At 60.6% G+C, this 19,085-nt stretch carries 22 protein-coding genes; 16 read left to right on the top strand and 6 right to left on the bottom strand.

Features of this window, described 5'->3' with window-relative positions; all coding sequences use genetic code 11:
- Positions 1-33: 33 nt before the first annotated feature.
- On the bottom strand, positions 34-780 hold the full coding sequence (locus ACGHX3_RS20640; RefSeq protein WP_394697417.1) for a thermonuclease family protein: 747 nt from the start codon (positions 778-780) through the stop codon (positions 34-36).
- A gap of 146 nt (positions 781-926) precedes the next feature.
- Between ACGHX3_RS20640 and ACGHX3_RS20645 the strand changes: the two genes are divergently transcribed.
- Positions 927-1,955, top strand: coding sequence for a hypothetical protein (locus tag ACGHX3_RS20645; RefSeq protein WP_394697418.1), 1,029 nt, complete (start codon positions 927-929; stop codon positions 1,953-1,955).
- 30 nt (positions 1,956-1,985) lie between these two features.
- Here ACGHX3_RS20645 and ACGHX3_RS20650 read toward each other — a convergent pair whose 3' ends face one another.
- Positions 1,986-2,540, bottom strand: coding sequence for a hypothetical protein (locus ACGHX3_RS20650; protein ID WP_394697419.1), 555 nt, complete (start codon positions 2,538-2,540; stop codon positions 1,986-1,988).
- A 161-nt stretch (positions 2,541-2,701) separates the two neighbouring features.
- On the opposite strand from ACGHX3_RS20650, the gene ACGHX3_RS20655 reads away from it, so the two are divergent.
- On the top strand, positions 2,702-3,493 hold the full coding sequence (locus tag ACGHX3_RS20655; RefSeq protein ID WP_394697420.1) for a hypothetical protein: 792 nt from the start codon (positions 2,702-2,704) through the stop codon (positions 3,491-3,493).
- A 49-nt stretch (positions 3,494-3,542) separates the two neighbouring features.
- The gene (locus ACGHX3_RS20660; RefSeq protein ID WP_394697421.1) at positions 3,543-4,517 is read left to right on the top strand and encodes a PDZ domain-containing protein; all 975 of its coding nucleotides are present in this window, start codon (positions 3,543-3,545) and stop codon (positions 4,515-4,517) included.
- Between the two features lie 412 nt (positions 4,518-4,929).
- Here the strand turns inward: ACGHX3_RS20660 and ACGHX3_RS20665 are convergent.
- The 3 genes from ACGHX3_RS20665 to ACGHX3_RS20675 all read right to left on the bottom strand — a co-directional run bounded on the left by ACGHX3_RS20665 (position 4,930) and on the right by ACGHX3_RS20675 (position 7,361).
- Positions 4,930-6,274, bottom strand: a protein-coding gene (locus tag ACGHX3_RS20665; protein ID WP_394697422.1) for an IS3 family transposase whose coding sequence is annotated in 2 segments (ribosomal slippage) — positions 4,930-5,806 and positions 5,805-6,274 — 1,347 coding nt in all. Because the reading frame shifts where the segments join, the coding sequence is not laid out codon by codon here.
- A gap of 87 nt (positions 6,275-6,361) precedes the next feature.
- Positions 6,362-6,802, bottom strand: coding sequence for an ABC transporter permease (locus tag ACGHX3_RS20670; protein WP_394697423.1), 441 nt, complete (start codon positions 6,800-6,802; stop codon positions 6,362-6,364).
- A 139-nt stretch (positions 6,803-6,941) separates the two neighbouring features.
- On the bottom strand, positions 6,942-7,361 hold the full coding sequence (locus tag ACGHX3_RS20675) for a hypothetical protein (protein WP_394697424.1): 420 nt from the start codon (positions 7,359-7,361) through the stop codon (positions 6,942-6,944).
- 279 nt (positions 7,362-7,640) lie between these two features.
- Here ACGHX3_RS20675 and ACGHX3_RS20680 point away from each other — a divergent pair, with 279 nt between their 5' ends.
- The 10 genes from ACGHX3_RS20680 to ACGHX3_RS20725 all read left to right on the top strand — a co-directional run bounded on the left by ACGHX3_RS20680 (position 7,641) and on the right by ACGHX3_RS20725 (position 15,523).
- Positions 7,641-8,018, top strand: a complete 378-nt coding sequence (locus ACGHX3_RS20680; protein ID WP_394697425.1) for a hypothetical protein — start codon at positions 7,641-7,643, stop codon at positions 8,016-8,018.
- The gene (locus tag ACGHX3_RS20685) at positions 8,015-8,536 is read left to right on the top strand and encodes an RES family NAD+ phosphorylase (protein WP_394697426.1); all 522 of its coding nucleotides are present in this window, start codon (positions 8,015-8,017) and stop codon (positions 8,534-8,536) included. The genes ACGHX3_RS20680 and ACGHX3_RS20685 overlap by 4 nt, the downstream gene beginning before the upstream one ends.
- 8 nt (positions 8,537-8,544) lie before the next feature.
- Positions 8,545-8,826 carry a hypothetical protein gene (locus tag ACGHX3_RS20690; protein WP_394697427.1) on the top strand — a complete coding sequence of 94 codons (282 nt, stop codon included), beginning with the start codon at positions 8,545-8,547 and terminating at the stop codon, positions 8,824-8,826.
- Positions 8,823-9,251 (top strand): lysozyme inhibitor LprI family protein, encoded by a 429-nt coding sequence (locus ACGHX3_RS20695; RefSeq protein WP_394697428.1) that lies wholly within the window; start codon positions 8,823-8,825, stop codon positions 9,249-9,251. The genes ACGHX3_RS20690 and ACGHX3_RS20695 overlap by 4 nt, the downstream gene beginning before the upstream one ends.
- 28 nt (positions 9,252-9,279) lie before the next feature.
- The gene (locus ACGHX3_RS20700) at positions 9,280-9,840 is read left to right on the top strand and encodes a hypothetical protein (protein WP_394697429.1); all 561 of its coding nucleotides are present in this window, start codon (positions 9,280-9,282) and stop codon (positions 9,838-9,840) included.
- 45 nt (positions 9,841-9,885) lie between these two features.
- Complete coding sequence (locus ACGHX3_RS20705; RefSeq protein WP_394697430.1) at positions 9,886-13,023, top strand: SNF2-related protein; 3,138 nt, start codon at positions 9,886-9,888, stop codon at positions 13,021-13,023.
- Positions 13,013-13,246: a hypothetical protein gene (locus ACGHX3_RS20710; protein WP_394697431.1), complete on the top strand. Its 234-nt coding sequence runs from the start codon at positions 13,013-13,015 to the stop codon at positions 13,244-13,246. Before ACGHX3_RS20705 ends, ACGHX3_RS20710 begins: the two co-directional genes overlap by 11 nt.
- 45 nt (positions 13,247-13,291) lie before the next feature.
- Complete coding sequence (locus tag ACGHX3_RS20715; RefSeq protein WP_394697432.1) at positions 13,292-13,864, top strand: hypothetical protein; 573 nt, start codon at positions 13,292-13,294, stop codon at positions 13,862-13,864.
- On the top strand, positions 13,861-14,256 hold the full coding sequence (locus tag ACGHX3_RS20720; protein ID WP_394697433.1) for a hypothetical protein: 396 nt from the start codon (positions 13,861-13,863) through the stop codon (positions 14,254-14,256). The genes ACGHX3_RS20715 and ACGHX3_RS20720 overlap by 4 nt, the downstream gene beginning before the upstream one ends.
- Before the next feature lie 106 nt (positions 14,257-14,362).
- Positions 14,363-15,523 carry a hypothetical protein gene (locus ACGHX3_RS20725; protein WP_394697434.1) on the top strand — a complete coding sequence of 387 codons (1,161 nt, stop codon included), beginning with the start codon at positions 14,363-14,365 and terminating at the stop codon, positions 15,521-15,523.
- On the opposite strand, the gene ACGHX3_RS20730 is transcribed toward ACGHX3_RS20725, so the two are convergent.
- A complete protein-coding gene (locus tag ACGHX3_RS20730) occupies positions 15,520-16,146 on the bottom strand; it encodes a hypothetical protein (protein WP_394697435.1) in 627 nt (208 codons plus the stop codon). The two genes, ACGHX3_RS20725 and ACGHX3_RS20730, sit on opposite strands and share 4 nt — an antisense overlap.
- A 138-nt stretch (positions 16,147-16,284) precedes the next feature.
- On the opposite strand from ACGHX3_RS20730, the gene ACGHX3_RS20735 reads away from it, so the two are divergent.
- The 3 genes from ACGHX3_RS20735 to ACGHX3_RS20745 all read left to right on the top strand — a co-directional run bounded on the left by ACGHX3_RS20735 (position 16,285) and on the right by ACGHX3_RS20745 (position 19,085).
- Positions 16,285-18,045 carry a PRTRC system ParB family protein gene (locus tag ACGHX3_RS20735; protein ID WP_394697436.1) on the top strand — a complete coding sequence of 587 codons (1,761 nt, stop codon included), beginning with the start codon at positions 16,285-16,287 and terminating at the stop codon, positions 18,043-18,045.
- A 75-nt stretch (positions 18,046-18,120) separates the two neighbouring features.
- Positions 18,121-18,678 carry a hypothetical protein gene (locus ACGHX3_RS20740; RefSeq protein ID WP_394697437.1) on the top strand — a complete coding sequence of 186 codons (558 nt, stop codon included), beginning with the start codon at positions 18,121-18,123 and terminating at the stop codon, positions 18,676-18,678.
- 11 nt (positions 18,679-18,689) lie between these two features.
- Positions 18,690-19,085 carry a PRTRC system protein C gene (locus ACGHX3_RS20745; RefSeq protein ID WP_394697438.1) on the top strand — a complete coding sequence of 132 codons (396 nt, stop codon included), beginning with the start codon at positions 18,690-18,692 and terminating at the stop codon, positions 19,083-19,085.

The raw sequence follows: 19,085 nt of genomic DNA on the forward strand, positions 1-19,085 counted from the left end.
TGAGAAGGCCCGGTTACCCGGGCCTTTTGCGTATCAGCCTTCCTGCCGGAAGTCCCACGGATTGGCGAACTTGCTGTCCCACAGACCGAGGCGTTCGCGCTTGGCTTTGCCCTCGGTGATTGCATAGGTTTTCGTGATCGACCGGTAGGCAAGCGCCCAGCCGTTGCTGACCATCTCCGCGGCGATGTCGAGATCCCCCATGGTGCAGGTGGCCACGATCCGGCCGTAACGGTCATTGCCCTTGGAGATGCAGGACAGCTCGTTGGTGGTGATCAGCTGCTGCAGCCAAAGTGCCGATCGGCGGCCACAGTCCCACTCGCCGGTTGAATGGATGCAGTTCTGACCCAGCTCCGGAGCGTCGATGCCGTACAGGCGGATCCGCTGGCCAGCGACATCGATCGTGTCGCCGTCGATCACCTGGGCGACGCCAAGGATGGCGCCGACCGATTCCTGGGCGCCGCGGCGGATCTCCTCCTTGGACTTGATCATGCCGCCCAGGTCTACCTTGTCGAGCACACCAGCCAGCGAAGGGGAGTCGCCTGAGGCCTCGCCGGCGGCGGCCGGCTGGCGGTAGTCCGGAATGGGACTGGTCAGGGGCGGTGGGGAGTAGTCCTTGGGGGATAGGCCGAAGGCCCGGGCAATGGGTGCCAGGGGGTTCTCGTCGCCGCCCTCGGCGTCTGCGCCAAGGGAATTGATGAGGTAGATGCCGCCTCCAAGCACGGCGCACATGACCACGCCGGCGCCGATAAGGCCGCGCCACTGGGGCTTTGTCTTCTTCATGGGCTCACCCAAGGGATAGGAGCCGACAGGGTACGAAGGGCGTCATGCGTTGAATCCCAAGAATGAAGGGGTGATTTGCCCCTTTTTTTGGGGGAACCTGAACGCCTATGCTTCACGCCTCAGACGAAGCCGTACATTTGGGACAGATGAGCGCAGACCAGCCGAAGGACCAGGAAGTCCCCACGACGGCGATCCATGACCCGGGCCAAGCCTGGTTTCTGGCCCGCTACCAGGTGCTGCGGGACATCGCCAACGACGTGACGGTCATGGGCGAGCTGGCGGTGGAGCACAACAAGACGCCCACCGAGCTGGCTGCCCGCATCGTGGAGGCCCTAGGTACCTTGGCCCAGAAGGAGTGGGAGGGGTACGCCCAGCACGTGGGCAGGAAGAACCAGGCGCTGGCTGACAGCCTGCTGGCCACGGCCCCGCCTACCGGGGTCTATATGGAGCACTACCCGGCCGAGGACATGGATCTCCCGACGGCCGCGTGGGAATCTGTCCCTGTCGAGGTCAGTGGCGCCCTGTACTGGAAGGGGGACAGCCAGGACCCGGGCTTCTCCATCCCGCCGCTGATGCCGATGACGCCGGCGCCGGCACCTGGTCCTGACCTCGAAGTGATCGAGCTGGTCGATAGGCGACACATCGCCACAGCGATGATGCATGAGCTGATGGAGCGGTTCGGCCAGACGGCAATGGATGTCATGGCAACCTGCGAGCCCCAGATTGCCTGGCGCCGCCTGCGGGTGCTCAGTCAGTTCTATCGAGAGGAGTTCGTCCTCGCGCGCAAGGCTCTTTCCGCGGATGAGCTGAAGGACTGGGACAAGTCGGATCTGGACGACTGCAGCCTTGCCGACGCTTCCCGGGTCATTGGCGATCGCGCATTCACCGCGCTGGCCATCCGCGTTCTGAGCCTGGGAGCGCTGACCGCGGCGCTGACGAAGTGGATCCTCTCCATGGACAGCCGCCGGCCTGATCCAAGGGCGGCCAGTCCGCAGTCGTGCGTGCTGGACAAAGTACTTGCCTGGGTGGCGAGCTACGAGAAGGCGCTCACCTCGTTCAACGAATCGCTACTGCTGCAGCGTGAGATGGTCCCCGCGCAGTGGGACGTCGAGATCATCCAGCGCCCATATCCGGGATTCCTCCCGATTGCCGTGGCGCGGCGCAAGGGCGTGTGACCTCACCCTTACACCGGCACCCGGTGCCGATCAATCCAGCTTCTTGAGCAGCTGCAGCAGCAGGCGGCGCAGTTCCTGCTTTGTGATGACGACATCCTTGTTCTTGGTGTGGCCCTTGCGGCTGCCGGAAAGGAATTTGTCGACGTACCAGTTGAGGATGGAGATCACCATCGGAAGGGAGATGGAGGCATACCATCCCTTTTTCGTTGCTCGCTTATCAGCATTCAGATTGAAGAGCGTGTATGTGCCTTCATCAATGCGGCGCGAGTCCATACTTGACAGCGGACACCTTCCGAACTGGGTGATCTCTTTCTCACCGTCCACAATCTCATTGGTCTCGAACCAGAAGTCATCCTTGCCGCCCTTGGGCAGCTTGCCTTTCGGGTCAATAGCCCGGTACTCGACTTCTCTCATAAGTAGATCGCTCAACTGCTGGTAGCTGAGCTTGATCGAGGGCGTCTCGACTCCCTTGCGGAAGAAGGAGACATTGCCGGAAGTGAACTCCAAGCGCCCCTTGCGCTCACTTGTCCGGCCAATGATCTGAATCGTGGTGGAAATAGTCGACTTCGGCTCGCGTGCTGACACTCGATTCCCCTCTTTGCTGGCCCCTGAAAGCCGAATGCTATCAAAGAAGCGGACACAGGCCGGACGGGCGGAATGCTTTCTGCAGCAAGTCTGCGCCCTCATCGGGGATGCGTTGGTATCTGCATCCTTGAGGCATCAACAGCCTCTCCGAAGTTCGCCGCATGAACGCAGATGTCCTCAATCAGTCGAGCAACCAGGTCGCCTCAGTGCTGGAGGCGGTTCGCAACGAAGCTCTTTCGTTCGCTGATCGCTTGCACACGATTCAAGGGGGCGTGCGTCTCCAGGGCTTTGATCCGCATTCCTTCTTCGAGAAGGCGGTCAAGGAAGCCTACGAACACCTGCAGGATGCTTTCCTGCGTAGCCGTATGTGCTTCGGCCGGCGTCCGGACATCAATGACTACGAGATCAAGAGGGAGTTCTTCAGCGACCTGGACTGCCACCATAAGACCGACATTGCAGACCTGAACATCACGGCTGCGGTGAAACGCGCTATGAGCAGCTTGGACACGTTGCTGCCGTCCGAGGCGGCGGAGAACGAAGTCAGCCGGCAACTGGCAGCCCGATTCAACAATGAGTTCCGCCTTGAGCACAAAGAGGTCGTGCAGCGCGGTGGGTTCATTGTGCTGAGCTACGGCGCGACCATCGACTCACTTACCAAGCAGTACGACAAGCGAAACGACTACAGCTACCACACCAATGAGTGGATCTGTAAGCAGCTCGCCGTACTGCAGGAGATGGTCGTGCACTTCAATCGGTCCACTGGCAAGAACCAGCCCACCAACATCGTGACCTACTACGACCTGCAGCAGCATACACGTGCACTTTCCCGGAGCCCCAAAGTCATTGACGTGTGCGGGTTCAAACTGAAGTTCGGTGTCTCCCGGTACGAGTTCCACCTCTCGTCCGAGTTCGCGGAACACGTGAGCACGATGATCTCCCTCCACAACCATTAATTTCCCGCCGCCCCCGCCGATAACGCACCGGACCCCCAAAGGAATGAGCATGAATCGCATCACAGTTTTCGTCGCCGCCATCTTCTCGCTGGCATCGATTACCGCTAACGCCGGCACGCAGCAGCCGCGCGAAGAGATCGCCCGCTGGGGTCAGATCAGCGCCGCAGCATGGCCGCTGGCACAGGCCAACGCTGAGCTGTGTGGCGAGACGACGGGCCCTGCATTGGGCTTCGCGCAGGTTGGCTCGCTCGACAACCGCCCGATGATCTTCGGTATCGGTGAAGGCTCGCCGGCGGCGACGGCAGGCCTGCAGGATTTCGATGAGCTGGTCGCTTTCAACGGCAAGGCGCTCAAGACCCGCAAGATCGAGCAGGTGACCGAGCGATACGACGAAGTGTTAGCCGACCAGGCCAAGATCGGCCAGCCGCTGCAGGTGACCTATCTGCGCGACGGAGCGGAGGCGACGGTTGAAGTGACTCCCGTGTCGGCCTGCCAGTTCACCGTGGTCTACGTGCCGAAGCCGATCCCGACCACGACGCAGGGTACTGCGCTGCTGCTGGGCAATGCGATCGACAACTACGCCGACTCGGCCAGCGAGATCCGCACCTACATCAGCCGCTACCTGGCTCGCATCATCCTCGACCACCAGGGCCAGAACCAGAAGCAGGGCCGCAAGTTCAACCTGCTGTCCGGCGCTGCAGGGTTCCTCACGGGCCATCAGGCACCCGTGTCGGGCAATGCGCTTGCACGCTTCCGCAATGGCGAGGCACAGGATCTTGAGCAGGACTACCTGAGCGTCTACCTATTGGCACGTGCAGGTGATGACGTCAGTTCGGTCGATGCATTCTGGACTGAAGTTTGGGGTCAGATGACGGGCAATCGCTTCATCGGTCGGGCGCTCGGCCAGTCCCAGGGCTCGCCGGAGCGACTGCAGGAGCTGACCGCTGCACGTGACGAAGTGCTGGCAAAGGTGCAGGCCGGTCAGGAGCTGCTGCCGGAAGGACGCCGCGCAGGCGAGGGCTAATATTTCAGCCCAGCAAAGAGAAAGGCGGCCATTCTGAACTGACCCCCAAATATTGGACGGCTCGGTTTACCGCTTGCGTTACCTAGGACGAGCCCGGAACTATCTAGGCTCGTCCTTCTTATTTTGAACGTTTTACCGGCAATGGCGGAGACAAAGCTGACAGCAGCTGTTCTTCCAGAGGCTTCAGCAGCTTCGTCCTTTCTTCCTTGAGGCCATCGGGCCGGTCAAGGACCTCACAGGTCATCTGACAGCCCCCTGTCGAGAGCGGCTGCAGTAGGATCTGGCCCAGTTCGCCAACGGCCGCGTGATACAGGGTGTAAGCCACACCGCCACCCGTGAGCGTGCGACGTTCAGCCCGAACTTCTTTAGGCCACATTGTTACCTCCGATCTTTAGGCCGCCAATGGCCGGAGTCAATACTGCACAGGGCTCAAGCCGTTGAGCTTCAGCATGATACGGTCGTTGTTGTAGTAGTGAAAGTATTCAGCCACCTCCTTGCGCAGTTGCTCCACGCTGGTGAACTGCTTCAGGTGGAACAGCTCGGTCTTGAGGGTTGCGAAGGAGCTCTCCATGGCAGCGTTGTCCAAGCAATTGCCCTTACGGGACATGCTTTGGGTGATCTGTTGTTCGTCTAGTTGCCGCCGGAAAGCGCTCGTCTGGTACTGCCAGCCCTGATCCGAGTGAAGCACCAGCGGTCGCCGTGATCGTCGCCTAGCCCATGCCTTATCCAGCATGGCGCGGACCATCTTGAAAGACGGCTGGACATCGAGCTGGAACGCCACGATTTCCCTGTTGTAGAGGTCCATGACCGGCGACAGGTACAGCTTCTCGCCGTTAACCTTGAACTCGGTCACGTCCGTCACCCATTTCTGTTCTGGCTCATCAGCTTTGAAGCGCCTCTCCAGGACGTTGGGCGCGATCTCCCCGAGCTCACCCTTGTAAGACCTATATCGCTTGGGCCTGACCAGCGACTTGAGCCCCATGGCCTGCATGAGCCTCTGAACAAGCTTGTGGTTGATGGCCTCGCCGAGCTGGCGCCGCAGCGCCGCGGTGATGCGCCGATACCCATAACGTCCTTTGTGACGGTCGTAGAGCGCCTGGATGGCGGCCTTGAGATCGGCATGCCGATCCCCCAGCGCCAGCACCTTGGCCTGGTAGTAGTAAGTGCTACGGGCCAGCCCGCTAATGGCCAACAGGTCCGGCAGAGCATGCTGCTGCCTCAGTTCAAGCACTACCCGCGCTTTGTCGGCGGGATCGTGGACTTCGCTTGAACCAAGGCATCGAGTTTTTTAGGTATGCCACCTCCGCACGCAAATACGCGTTCTCCTTGAGCAAATCCTCATGGGTCGCGTTCCGGTCTGGAATTGACACTGGTGGTACGGGTGGAGGTTCCGGCTTCGGCATGGCTGGCTGGCGGCCCTTAGGGCGAGGCTTCAGCGCCTCAATACCACCTTCATTGTACTGGCGCTCCCAAGTCGCTACGCCCGTCTTGTTCCGGATGCCGAATAGCGCCTGAGTCTGGCCGTAGGATAGTTCTTCGCGCCACATATGCTCCAGAACCTGGAGCTTGAACTCTGCAGTGAATTGACTGCGTTTCCGATCAAGGCCTGCCTGGCCTTCCTGGCGGAAATGGGCGACCCAAACCTCTACCAACTTCTTGTGAAGATTGAATCGGGCGGCGATCACCTTGAATCCGGCAGATCCCTCCAGATAGGCATCTACCACCTCTCGTTTAAAGGACGGACTGTACTTGGCCATAGAAAAACCCCCGAAGGTTGGATGGATGTCCAACTTCCAGGGGTCAGTTCAATTTCGGCCGCCTTTTTTGTTTTCCTTGCTTTGACTTCAGATTCGAGTCGCGACAATGAAGCGCATCATCCAGCCGGTGAAGAGTGGAACGATGGTGTAAAGGATGGCAAAGGGAAGAAGAGCAATGGACGCGATTGCACGAAGCGACTCAGGCGCGGCAGGAAGCGTCATACAAAGGAACAGTGCGATGTGGACCAGGAAAACGCCGAGCAGGCCATACAAGAAGCCCTTTCCGAACCCACCCTTGTTCCCTGACTGATCGTATAGACCCCACCTGGATGCCCGAAAACGAGCTGCGCGCCAGTTCATCCAAGTAAGCAATGCAAGAATGCCCAACAAAGCAGCGCCACCTGCCACAGCTAGTGCAACAAAGAACGGATGGCCACCGTTCTGCGCCATCTCTTGTGCTCCACCGATGGCCAGTAGCGACGCGCCACCGAGGATTACGTAGGCGGGGATCAATGCCCACCAGTTCATGTGCTGAGAAGCCGAACGCATACTGCCCCCTGTTGTCTTGAGTCCGTTCTACAACTGCGTTATCGGCTTCAATCCTATGCGACTTGACGCTTGATGCAACGCCACTTCGGTCGACCATCGAAACCTGTTTTGCCGGGATTTACCTGAGCGTGACTTCTTGGCCGCCACGACCCTCGCATCGCTCTTGCCAGAGGGCATCGAACTGATCGTCCTGTTCGTCTACTGGCCTGGTTCCGTCAAAGGTGAGGATCGCGCGGCCGGCGCTGAGCCCGCCGAACCCATTCCGTGCACGGTAGTGATAGCAGGTGTCCCCCTCTCTGTTTACGACGGCCATGCCGCTGAAGCTGGATGGGTCGCGCATTCGAGGCTTCAGTGCCTCTGCTCCCTTCTTGGCGCGGACACGGCGGTCGTACTCTTCCTGCCTGGCTGCCTGTTCCAGCTTGGCAAGTTTGGCCTCGACTGCCTCACGCTCGATCTCCTCCGGAGACTTCGAGCAACCGGCAGCCACGACTGCAATGAGCACAAGGCTCAGCATCCCCATCCGCATATTTGCCCCCATGTGCCGGCACCCCTGCCGGCGGTGATCGGCAGGTTAGCTCAGTCGGCAAGTTCCGTGTTCCCGAATGCCAGCTGCCGCGGCTCATCCAGGATTGAGACTGGCCCGGTGACGACCTGGCGCTCCGGTGCCGCCAAAGCATGTGAGAAAACCACCCCCCCCTCAAGGCGCACCGGACCTTAACGGGGTCGCTTACGCGACGGTTTTGCAGCATAAAAATGCTTGACATACATCCTATATGCGTCCAATATGCATCATCTAGGCACAAGCAGGAGATAGGGTATGAGCGCCGTGATGTCACAGACTTCCGCGAGCTTTGCGGAGACCCTAAGAGAAAAGTCGATCATCTCCCCAAAGATTTTCGCTGATCGGATGCATATCAGCGTACAGACATTGGCGAGCCTTGCGGGTGTTCATCGCACCACGCTACAGCGCGCTCCTGAGTCGGAGAAGTTGCAGGATTTCATGCGCGACTCTGTAAGCGTGATCAGCATGGCAATCGAGACAAACGGCGGTGATCTTGATAGAGCCGTTTTTTGGTTTCGTAATGTCGCACTAACCGAATTGGGTGGTGAGACTGCCGAGGCCTATGTTGCAGCAGGAAAGGCTGACGCAATCCGCAAGTACCTCATCAACCTGTCTGCTGGAGCTACCGGTTGATCATCACGCCGATCAAGCTCTATGCATACAGGGTGCTGACCCCTCAGTGGTCGTACCTCCCACACAGCGGCGCCGGCGCAGCAAAAGTCGGCGGCCGCTTCAACCGCCAAGGTCAGCAGGCGGTTTACCTGGCGCTAGAACCCGAAACTGCGCTCTCTGAGTTCGCCCAAGCTGAGCCAGTCTTCGGGCCGGGCACCATCGCCACCTACCGCGTGGAGTTGAGAAGAGTTGCCGATTTCAGCAAAGGCTATAGCGACCAGTGGGATGAGCTCTGGAAAGACTGGGATTGCGAGTGGAAGAAGCTCTTCTTCATGGAAGACATAGAGCCGCCGACCTGGCTGATGTCAGACGTAGTTTCGAGCATGGCGAGCGGCTTGCTATTCCCTTCGACCAAGCGACCAGGTGGAACCAATCTCGTCGTGTTTCTGGATTCGCTTGCGGAAGCAGACGTGTTCAACGTTCACGATCCCGAAGGTGCATTGCCGAAAACGAGTGCGTCCTGGGACATCAAAATCTAAGGGGCAAGATGCTGCTGGGCCACGAAACCACAGAGGATGTGAGAGCTTCCGCAGAAGCATTGGCTCAGATGGGTCCAGCAGTTCGACGCTTGTTGGCTGAGGTCGTAGAGCACCAGGGCTGCAACCGCACAAGCATCTCGAAGTCAGCGCAGGCGCTGGAAGATGCGGGGTTCGTCTTCATCAGGGAGAGCGGCCTGCTGTCTGTCGAAAGAGTACGGATCACCCCCAGCCTTGCCGGAGAGGAAGCGCTGGCGTACTTTCAGGACGTGCTGACTGGGGGTAAGCAATGAAGGTGCTCAAGGTGGTTTTGATGGTGGGCGCAGCTCTAGCGGCCGCCGCACATGCGCAGGCGGAAGAGCCTTCGCACCCGATCGACAAAGCTCAGAACGAGTGCATGCTCAATGACGGCACGACCGCCGGCATGGTCTCCTGCTCCAATGTGGCATACGCCAGCTGGGATGCGGAGCTCAACAAGCAATACCGTGAGCTTGTCGGGAAATTGAACGCTGGGGACCTAGCCAAGCTGAAAGACAGCCAGCGGAAGTGGTTGGCATTCAGGGATGCAGAGTTCGCCTTCATCGACACCATCTACTCCAAGCTGGAAGGGTCCATGTGGCGCCCCTCGATCATCAATGACAAATTGGAGATCGTGAAGGACCGTGCGGTGCAGTTGAAATGGCTGAACTTCAAGGCCGACGAGCGTAGTACCGACTAAGCAATTCACATTCGTTTGGGGAGGCGAAATGAAGCATCTATACCTGCTGGGACTGCTGTGTGTAGCTGGCCATGCCGGCGCCGAAGACTGGGTGCTGAAAACCAGCACGGACTCGATGACCGACACGATCACCAAGGAAGCCACGATCAGCGCGCCCACGGGCGAGAGCTTAACGCTGCTTCGTCGTAGTGATGGGTCGGTATGGGGCTACTTTCGTCCAGCCAATGGGCAGATGTTCTCCGCCGGCGATCACCTGATCGTGCGGGTGGACAAGAACAAGCCCATCGAATTGAACGGCAAGCTCGAAGAGCTGATGGCCAGGGTCGGCAAGAAGATGGAAGTGTGGGACTGGAATCCGACACTAATCGCCACCCGCATCTGGCATGGCAAGGTGAGCGATGGGTGCGGAATCATCCAGCAGCTCTACAATGGGCAGACCATGATCGTCCGCAATCACCCGAACGAATCGACGTATCGGGACACGACCTACACGCTTGGCGGTAATCGGGAAGCGTTGCTGCAGGCGCTGGATGTCGACATCAACGCATGTCCGCCCCCGAAGCCCCAGAGTGCAGCCCCGGGCAAGTAGTCTGCACCCGCAGGTCTAACAGCCATGCCCCCGCAAGATGGGGGCATGGATACCAAGCACATTGTTTCTGCCCACTGGTTCGACACCCTGCGCGACATCAAGTCGCTGGGTGAGACCGCAGATCGTCCGGGCTCGCTTGGCGGCCTGGCCGCAGCCCGCCAAAAGAACCTAGCCCAGTACTTCACGCCGGATGACGTTGCGGCGCTTATGTGGCGCATTCTTTCGCCGGAGATGGACAAGATCCGGGAGCGGACTGGCTGCAAGGTCAATGTCCTGGACAACGCCATCGGCAAGGGCTCGCTGATCCAGTTCGCGCACCCCGACCTGCACAAGGTTGCCGGCTTCGACGTCCATGCCGAGAGCATCGAAGCCCTGAGCCTGGCGCTTGATGCCGCCGGCATCGAATACGACCTGCTTTGTGCCGACATGGCAACGGTGCGACCCAAGCGCTTTGACTGCGCCGTTGGCAATCCGCCGTTCTCGGTGCACCTGCAGAGCGTCCACATGATGGACTACGCCTGCACCACCTATGGCCGCTTCGGACCCAATACCTCGGCCATGTCGCACCCCTATGCGCTGGCGCAGGCGCTGGAGGCCGCAGAGATCGGCGTGCTGCTCCTGCCGGCCGGCTACGCCCACCAGGCATGGAAGGATCACGAATCCCGCGACCGCTTTCATGCGTTGATCGATCTTCCCGCTCGCAGCTTCATCGACCAGGGAACGGCCGTCGAGGTCAGCCTGATCGTGTTCGGCGCCCCGATGGACCAGAGCCGGGTCCACGCTGTCTTGTCGTCTCTGGACGAATCCCTTCCCAACCTGCAGCTGGGCTCTGGTTGGCGCAAAGAGCGCCGCGGCCCGCGGCAGCTGGCGGTGCGCCGCAGCGAGGGTGAAGTCCAGTCCATCGACCTGCCTGTGACCGGCGAGAAGGGCGTGCGTGTCTTCCGCGCTGGCCGGGACATCCGCCTGAGCTTCCGCTGTGGTCTGGTTCAAGCCAAGGTGATGAACGGAATTCTGCGCGGCCCGGTGACGCGAACGGAGACGCATCGCTATCCCAGCGGTGTGAACTACCTGGGCCAGGGTGCCCTGAAGGTGGGCGTTTACCTGCTGCAGGACGATCCCATGGCGTGCCTGCAGGCCACGATCAGCAGGATTTCCGATCTCGGCGGCGTGCCCGAAGTAGACCCCGGGCTGTTCGGCTACATGCGTCGGATGGCTCGCCGCATGAAGGTCGACAGGACGCCGTTCCGTCATGTCGTGCGATCGGACTCGGCGGGCATGGCCAAGGCGGGCATGGTCAAGGCCACTGCGCTCGCCAACGTCATCGTCAATGCGAAGGTCTGGGGTGGTCCGGTCATCAAGGTAGGGGAGACGGTCTCGGTCTCCTTCGACGGCTACAAGTACAGCTACGCCACGGAGGACGGCAAGCACACCCTGATTCTGGAGCCGGGTGACTTCGCCAAGAAGTTCGCCGTTGAAGCTACCCATTCGGAGCCGGGTTGGGTCGATGCCAGCCCGGGTCGACTGGTCTCGTTCCCGGCGATCATGCGGTGCCGCGAAGCGCGCTTCCAGGAGCGCGGCCTTGAGGCAATGGGCCTGTGGGACTTCCAGCGTGATGACACCCTTGAACTAACGACCAGTTACGGCGGCGTCTTCGCGGGCCAGATGGGGTGCGGAAAGAGCTACATCAGTGCCGCTGTTGCCATGATGGGCGGCCGACACAATGCTGTGGTAGTTGAGCCGCACCTGATCGATGAATATACCGTCCAGCTGAAGGATGCCGGCATTGATCCGTCGCTGTGGCAGGTCATCGAAACGGAGAAGCACGCGCGAAACCTGAAGCTGCTCAACATCATCAGCTACAACACCCTGCGTAAGCAGCTTTCGAGCAGCAAGCGAACCTTTGCACACCTGTTGCGCCGTCGATTCAATACAGTCGCTTGCGATGAAGCACACGCGCTGAAGACTGAAGACAGCCTACGCACACAGGCCGTATGGCAGCTATCACCCAAGCGTCGCTATGCGTTCACCGGCACCCCGATCCCAAATCTTGTGCAGGACCTCTTGGGCCTGATCGGCTGGGCGTGTGGCAATAACAACGCGGTCAATCCCTACGGTCGCCGTGGCCTGTATCTGGAACCGCGTTTGCTGACATCTATGGACTACAGCGAGCGTGCCGTTGATCGATTCAGCGATCAGCATTGCGTGTTCGATTGGGTAACGGTGACCTTTGAAGATGGGCTCCAAACTGGCGGGAAACGACAAATCCCGAAGATAAACAACGTTCAACGCCTGCGCGATTGGCTGGCGCCAGTGCTCAAGCGCCGTATCGTTGCCGAGCCTGATGTTTCCAAGCACTTCAAGGCTCCGACCTGCACTAGCAGCGTGACCACGTTGGAATGGGATCACGACCACCTCGCATATTTCCTCACGGTCGCCGACGAGTTCAGCGAGCGCTACCGCCGCATGAAGGAAGACGCCCAGGAGAAGAAGCGCAACCTCAACATGGTCACCCTTTTGGCGCGTATCAACGCTGTCTTGAAGGCAGGCAATCAGCCCAGCTACAAGAATGAGTACTTCGGCAGCTACACGCCTCTGACCAGCAAGGAGCGCTATCTGATCAAGCGGGCTAGCAAGCTCGCTTCCGAAGGAAGGAAGATCCTGCTGTATGTGGATGGGCCGGAGATGAGCGAACGCATTGCTGGCGAACTCAACAAGGCGGGCGTCCACTCTGTACCATTCCACGGCCAGCAGAGCATCAAAGCCCGCACTCGGCGGATGAATGCTGAGTTCCGCTACGGACCGGCCTCCGTTCTCGTCGCCAGCTATGGGACCGGGCAGACGGGCTTGAACCTGTACCAGGCGAACTACGTGCTGCTCGGTGTCCGTGGCTGGAACTCCAAGACCGAACGTCAGGCGATCGCACGAACCTTGCGCCCGCAACAGACCAGCGAGGTACATGCAGAGTTCGTACACCTGGGCGGATCTCTCGATGAGTACCAGGCACAGGTCTGCGAGTGGAAGGAAGTTTCGGAGTTCGAGGCGATCGATCTACTCGAACCTGAGGAAGCGCTTGAGGATTATCGGCATCTCGATAGGGTCATCAATGAGTTTGTCGAGAACATCGCTTCCCTCCGCGGCCAAGACGGTTTCAAGTACAGAGCGGAGTTGAAGCGTGCGGCATAACGAAACCTATGATGTGACGGTCAACGAACAGACCGTCGTATTGCGTCGGCAGGGCAGCTCGATCCCGTCGGTGGCCAACATCCTTGGGTCGGAAGTGGACGGGGAGGGCATTCGGACAATCTGGCTGGATCGCCTGCTGCACCGGGGGGCGTGCGTGACCCTCAACGACACCTGGACCGCCAGCGGTGCCATTTCGACGGTGCTGACCGCCCGCGCCGAATAGTGGCCCAACCCCGGTTATCGCGGCCGTGCTGCAGGTGCAGCCTATATGCACCACGTCACCACGAACGTTGCCATCGTGAATACAGCCCTGGCCCTGGCCCCTGAAGCCTCCCTCCATGACCACCACCAGCTGGTGAGCCGGGTCATCGGACCCTGCACCTACGCGCTGGATTCGGGGGATCTGTGTGCCTTCCGCAGGCAGGGTGGGGCATCAGGCATCTACGTTCTGGATACCAGGAACGGAAACCTGTTCTTCGAGCCACAGAGCGTAACGACCAAGCTCAGCGACGCCGGCATCCTGGCCAGGCTAGAACGAAGCCTGTTCGAGAGGAAGGTCAAGCTGGCGTTCCTGCGTGATGAGTCGTGGACTCTGGAGGACGCATTCGAGCGCTACGGTCCAGACATCGAGCAGCTGGTCGCGGGACTCTCGCCAACAGTGGAGATCTTCGACCTCACCCGCATGAGCGGCGCGATTCCGCTGGCGCGTGTGCAGGCGACGGCCAAGTTCGCTGCTCACCCTGTACTTCCCATCATCGCCATGGCTCAACCGGTCCACACCAGTGAGTGCGAGCCGTCCTCATGGGACATGGACATTGCATCCCCGAGGAGGGTCGGATGAACGAACTGCTGGTCACACTCGTCCACGGAGGTAACTGGACCGAGCGCGAACGCATGGTGGGCCGCTGGATCAAGCATCTGCTGGTGGTCCTGCTCAGTATTGTGGCCCTGACCTGGAACTTTCACTGGCAGAAGCTGGGGTCACAGAACCAGGTATGGCGCAGTTGGGTGAATGAACAGTGCAAGACCGGCGTGCGCGACCAGTGCATGTCCTATGTGGACTTCGCCCTTCCTTCGGGATTGCCTGCCGAGAAGTTCTGGACCGCGCACCCCCAGCTTGCTGCGACCGCAGCATGCGTTGAGCGTGCTGGATGGATCACCTTCAGCATCGGTCGGAAGGACTACAGCAGCCTTCAGGCGATGTGCGAAGACCCGCAGGGCGGCCTGCAGTAATCTCGCGCCCCGATCTCACGTGATTCGGTGTCGTCAATCTGAGGACACCAGCCAGCGCTGCCCTCTCTCCCAACGCTGGCCACGAACAGGCTTCCTGTATCGCCGGATGGACGTAACCGGCCAACCCAACAGGAGCTTCCCCTTGCACATAACTACCAGCCGTGAAGACCTCCTTTCGGCAATCACCCCCCTCATTTCCGTAGCCCAGCGTGGGACGAAGTTTCGGACTGGTCACTCCAGTCTGACCATCCGCGCAGGTGAAGGGTCCGCAGTTCACCTGTGCGCTTCGGACGACAACACGGAAGTGGCTACGATCAGCGCAGCCTCGATCAAGCAGAGTGGCGAGATCGGCGTGTCGGCCAAGCGATTGAGCGACATCATGCGCAGCTTTGATTCCGGCTCCACGGTCGAACTCCAGCGCAATGGGGGCTTCCTCAGCATCAAACTCGGTGGCAGCCGCTACTCCATCAACTGCGATGGGCCGCTGGCACCTGTCACCCGTCAGGTCGGCAAGGCTGACGACACGACGGGCGAGTTCACTCTGGCGGCTGACGAGTTCAAGTATCTGCTGGACGCAGCCTGCTCGGGCGTCGCGGGCATCAAGCCCGACTCCAAACTGCCGCAAGGCGTCCTGTTCCACCTCACGGGCACCCGCTTGCGGCTGGTTGGCACAGATGGCGGTCGGATGGCGGTCGCCAGTGCGAACGTCACCACGGACCAGGCAACCAAGCTGGTTCTCGGCCACAACGCCGTGGCAGACCTTCGTTCCCTGCTGTCCAAGGTCAAGGCCGAAGACCAGGTGAGCTTTGGCTGGGGAAAGGGCATGGTGCGAGTCAAGACGCCACACGCGGACTTCAACGTTGGCGTGCTGGACAACAGCTATGTCGATTACGAAGCTGTAATGGGTGCAAACAAGCTGTCGCCCTTCCATGTCGGGTTGACGGAACTGCGCGAGATCGTCGGTCGCTCCCTCATCCTCAGCAACTTCCTGACCGTGAAGCTGTCCGGTCGCACCCTGAGCTTCATCACCGCTGATGCTGAGAGCAAGAAGCAGGGTCAGGAAAGCGTGGAGAGCATCGAACTGCCGGAGGATGCAAAGCAGGTCAGCGACTTCACGATCAACGTGAACGGACAGTACCTACTCGATGCGCTCAACGCCGTCCGAGGCGAGCCCGTGCATTTGTCGGTCAGCAAGCCCGATGCGCCTCTCATCGTGCTGGCCAATGGCGGCGAAGCGCGGGTGTACGTGATGCCGGTGCGGGTCTAACCCGCGTCAGAACCTGGTCCTGAAACGACGGCCTGTCTGGTTGCCCCGGACGGGCCGTCTCCGTTTCTGATGGGAGTAAAGTCCTCGGGCATCACCTTGGCAGCGCCAGTTTTGAAGTGGCGGCTGTAGACGCGCGGTAGGGACCACCGCAGGACATCCCAGCCGATCAGGATCGCCACCTGTGGGGAGAGGGCGCCAGATGCGCCAACGGAGGCCGGGAAGACCGTGTGAGGCCCGAGCCAGGTGCCCGAAGCATCTTCGGCCAACAGGCGGCGCAATGCCGTCAGGTAGGGGGTAGGGGGGAGCTTGCCCGAAAGGGATGCCTGGGCCAGTCGCGTCAGGACACCTCTGCAGATGGCTCCGGGCGTCGAGGGTGCCAGTCCGAACTTCCGGGCGAGGTCGCCATAGTTGGTGATCTGACCGGTGAGCAGTCCGACACGGCCACAGACCATCTGGGTCTTGCGGCCGAGTCCGATACCAGCCGGTTCATCAACCAGCGCCGCGATCAGGCCGGTCAATTCGCCCTCCAACGAGTTCTCAGTCCGCTGATAGCGATCCAGTGCAGCCACCAGGGAATCGGTGTCGCAACTCGACAGCAGCTGCGCATCGAAAGGCTTGCGCATCGTGGTGCTGGACGAAAGGAGGAATCGGCGAAGTGCAGGCATGGGACGGCAGGGTTCTTTGTGCAGGAACTGTACACCCCCGAGTGCCAACAAGCCGTTACGCGAGTCTAGGCATATCCCTGACGACCGGACCTTCGCATGAGCCAACAACTTGAAAGCACGCCCTACACGGCATCGCTCCCCCTGAGCATGGTGCGCGTTCGCACGGGCCACAACCCACGCCGCCGCTTCGACCAGGAGGAGCATGACAGCCTGTGTCTGACGCTCCGCGAGGAAGGTCTGATGCACCCCATCGCCGTGCGAAAGCTGGGTGAGGAGGAGTTTGAGATCATCGCAGGCGAGCGTCGCTGGCGTGCAGCCAAGGACATCGGCTGGGCGAACATCGACGCGAAGGTCTTCGTCTGCACCGAGCAGCAAGCCCGGAAAATGGCACGCATTGAGAACCTCAAGCGCGTGAACCTGAGCGTGCCGGAAGAAGCCTATCTGGCGCAGGACCAGCTGGACGACAGTGAAGGCGACTACGAGCAGGCTGCGCGGGTGCTGGGCTGGACCGTGGCAAAGCTGCGTCATCGACTGCAGCTGCTCCATGCGAGCAAGGCGGTCATGGATGCGCTCATGGATCGGACGATTCAGGTCGGCCACGCCGAGCTACTGAGCACGCTCCCGACGGAAAAGCAGGACGACGTGTTGGGCAAGGTGATCGAACATGGCGCTAGCGTTGCACAGCTGAAAGCGCAGCTGCAGGGCTTCTCGACCCCCTTGGCACTGGCGAAGTTCGATCTGGACGGGTGCCGCGACTGTCCGCACAACTCCAGCCAGCAGAGCAGCCTGTTTGCCGAACACATCGAATCTGCGCGATGCACGAACGCGGGATGCTTCTCCACCAAGACGGCAACGTGGGTCGAGGAACGCCGCACCGAACTGCGCGACGACTACGCCGTGGTCGAGCTTCGCACCGAGGTCATTCCGGGCAAGACCATCCCGCTGGTGATGCACGGCGCTTCTGGCGTGGGCAAGGCCCAGTTCGACAAGTGCAGGGGATGCGCCTTCAGGTCTTGCGTTCTCGACAACACCTTGGGCACCACCACTGGCAACGTGGAGGGACCGCTGTGCGGCAACACAGATTGCAATACCGAAAAGGTGGCAGCCTTCAAGGCCGAGTCGAACCCTGCGCCGAAGCCCACTCCCACTCCACAACCAACTACGCTCACGGGCGAGACAACCACGAAGGCTGCTGAGTCCACTGAAGACCTGGGCACGTCCGCCCCCACACCTGTTGTCGAGCGTGTGACTGTCGAGCCGGTCGCCATCCCCAAAGCGGCAAAGCTCGCCTACCAGTCCATCGTGCGGCGTTCGGCTGCGTCCATCGTGACGAGTGAGCCGCGCGTGCTACTGGCCCTTGCAGCCTACGGGCTGTTCTCGCTGGGCCGCTCCAACACAGGCATGAGCGACAACGTGCTTCCTGCCAAGGTGAGGGCGAAGATTGGCTGCAACGAACGCATCGAACGTCTGCTCACTCTCCCGAAGGAAGAACTGCAGGGTTTGCTGGTGAGCATGGCGTCCTCATTCTTGTCGGACAACCCGGACGCCTACATGCGTGAGTGCGACCGCACCAAAATCAACCGAGCCATCGTCAAGACATTCAAGGTGGAAACGGCTCCGCATGTAGTGGTGGATAAGGAGTTCCTGTCCGCTCACACAATTCCAGCCATCCATTTCGTTCTTGATGAGGCCGGTTATACGGACTGGATGAAGGCACAACCCGATGGCGTGAAGAAGCACAAGGCGCTGCTCGCGTTGGACAAGAAGAAGCTGATCGACGGCGTTCTCAAGTCGGGGTTCAACTTCGCTGGCTACGTACCTTCCGGGGTAAACGCCGACTTGGCTGAGAAGAACTGACGCAGGAATCCGGCACCCGCATGTACGGGTGCCGTTCCTTGGCAATCTGACACCACATCCACGGAGACTCACTCAATGTCCTTCATCGCAAACGTCCTGCCGCTGTTGAAGCACGGTTCCTCCCTCGCGCTGACCTTGAAAGAGGTCAACGGCCAGATCCAGATCCTCATCGAGCCGCAACTGGCCAAGTTCGATGAGGAAACCGACGATGAAGTGGTGGCCACGTTGCAGGCCGCGCTGGTCCATCCGGTGCGCGTGATGGCTGCACGCGATGCCACCGACGCCACCCTGATCGAAACGCTGACCAAGCTGGCTACGCCCTACCAGAGCCTGAGCGACCAGTTGGCCGAGCATCAGGAGCGCATCGAGCAGGCTGCCGCCGCCGCACGCGCCAAGGCTGCCGAAAAGGCCGCTGCCAAGCCCGCCGCCAAGGCCACCGCTGCCAAGACCACGCACAAGGGCGCAACGGCCGCTGCTGCGGCCTCGGCAAGCGCCAGCACCAGCACCAGCGCCGCCGACGATGCCAGCGATGCAGAGGGCGACGATGAGGAGGCCGGTGAGGCTCCGGTTGCCACCCCGACCACGACCGAACCCGCGCCGTCCCCCGCCACCGCTTCGTTTGAACTGTTCTGAGGAGCCACTCCATGACCACGACCGCATCGCAACTGGAACGTCGCTTCCGTTTCGGCGTCACCACCCTGGCCGACCCGGACCCGAACCTTCCCCCGCTGGAGGCCATGCGCCTGCACGCAAAGTCCTACGCCTTCCTCCAGTCGGCGGCGCTGGGCGAGCCGACCGTCGAAGGTGATCTGCTGATCTACCCGGTGCAGAAGCCCACGGTGCAGACCAAGGGGGCGCGGAAGAAGTCCGTGCCCCAAACCCAGAACGCGCTGGATGAGATTCTGGCGTGGGGGAAGGAATCGGCCACGGTGGATCGGAGCCAGCCCAAACGCTGGAACTGCATCGCAGCCATGACGCAGAAGCACGCCACGGCCAAGACCAGCCCCCTGATCGACTCCCTGCTCATTCCGATGGCCTGA

The sequence above is a fragment of the Pseudoxanthomonas japonensis genome, from assembly GCF_043632995.1.
GTDB classification, from domain to species: domain Bacteria; phylum Pseudomonadota; class Gammaproteobacteria; order Xanthomonadales; family Xanthomonadaceae; genus Pseudoxanthomonas_A; species Pseudoxanthomonas_A japonensis.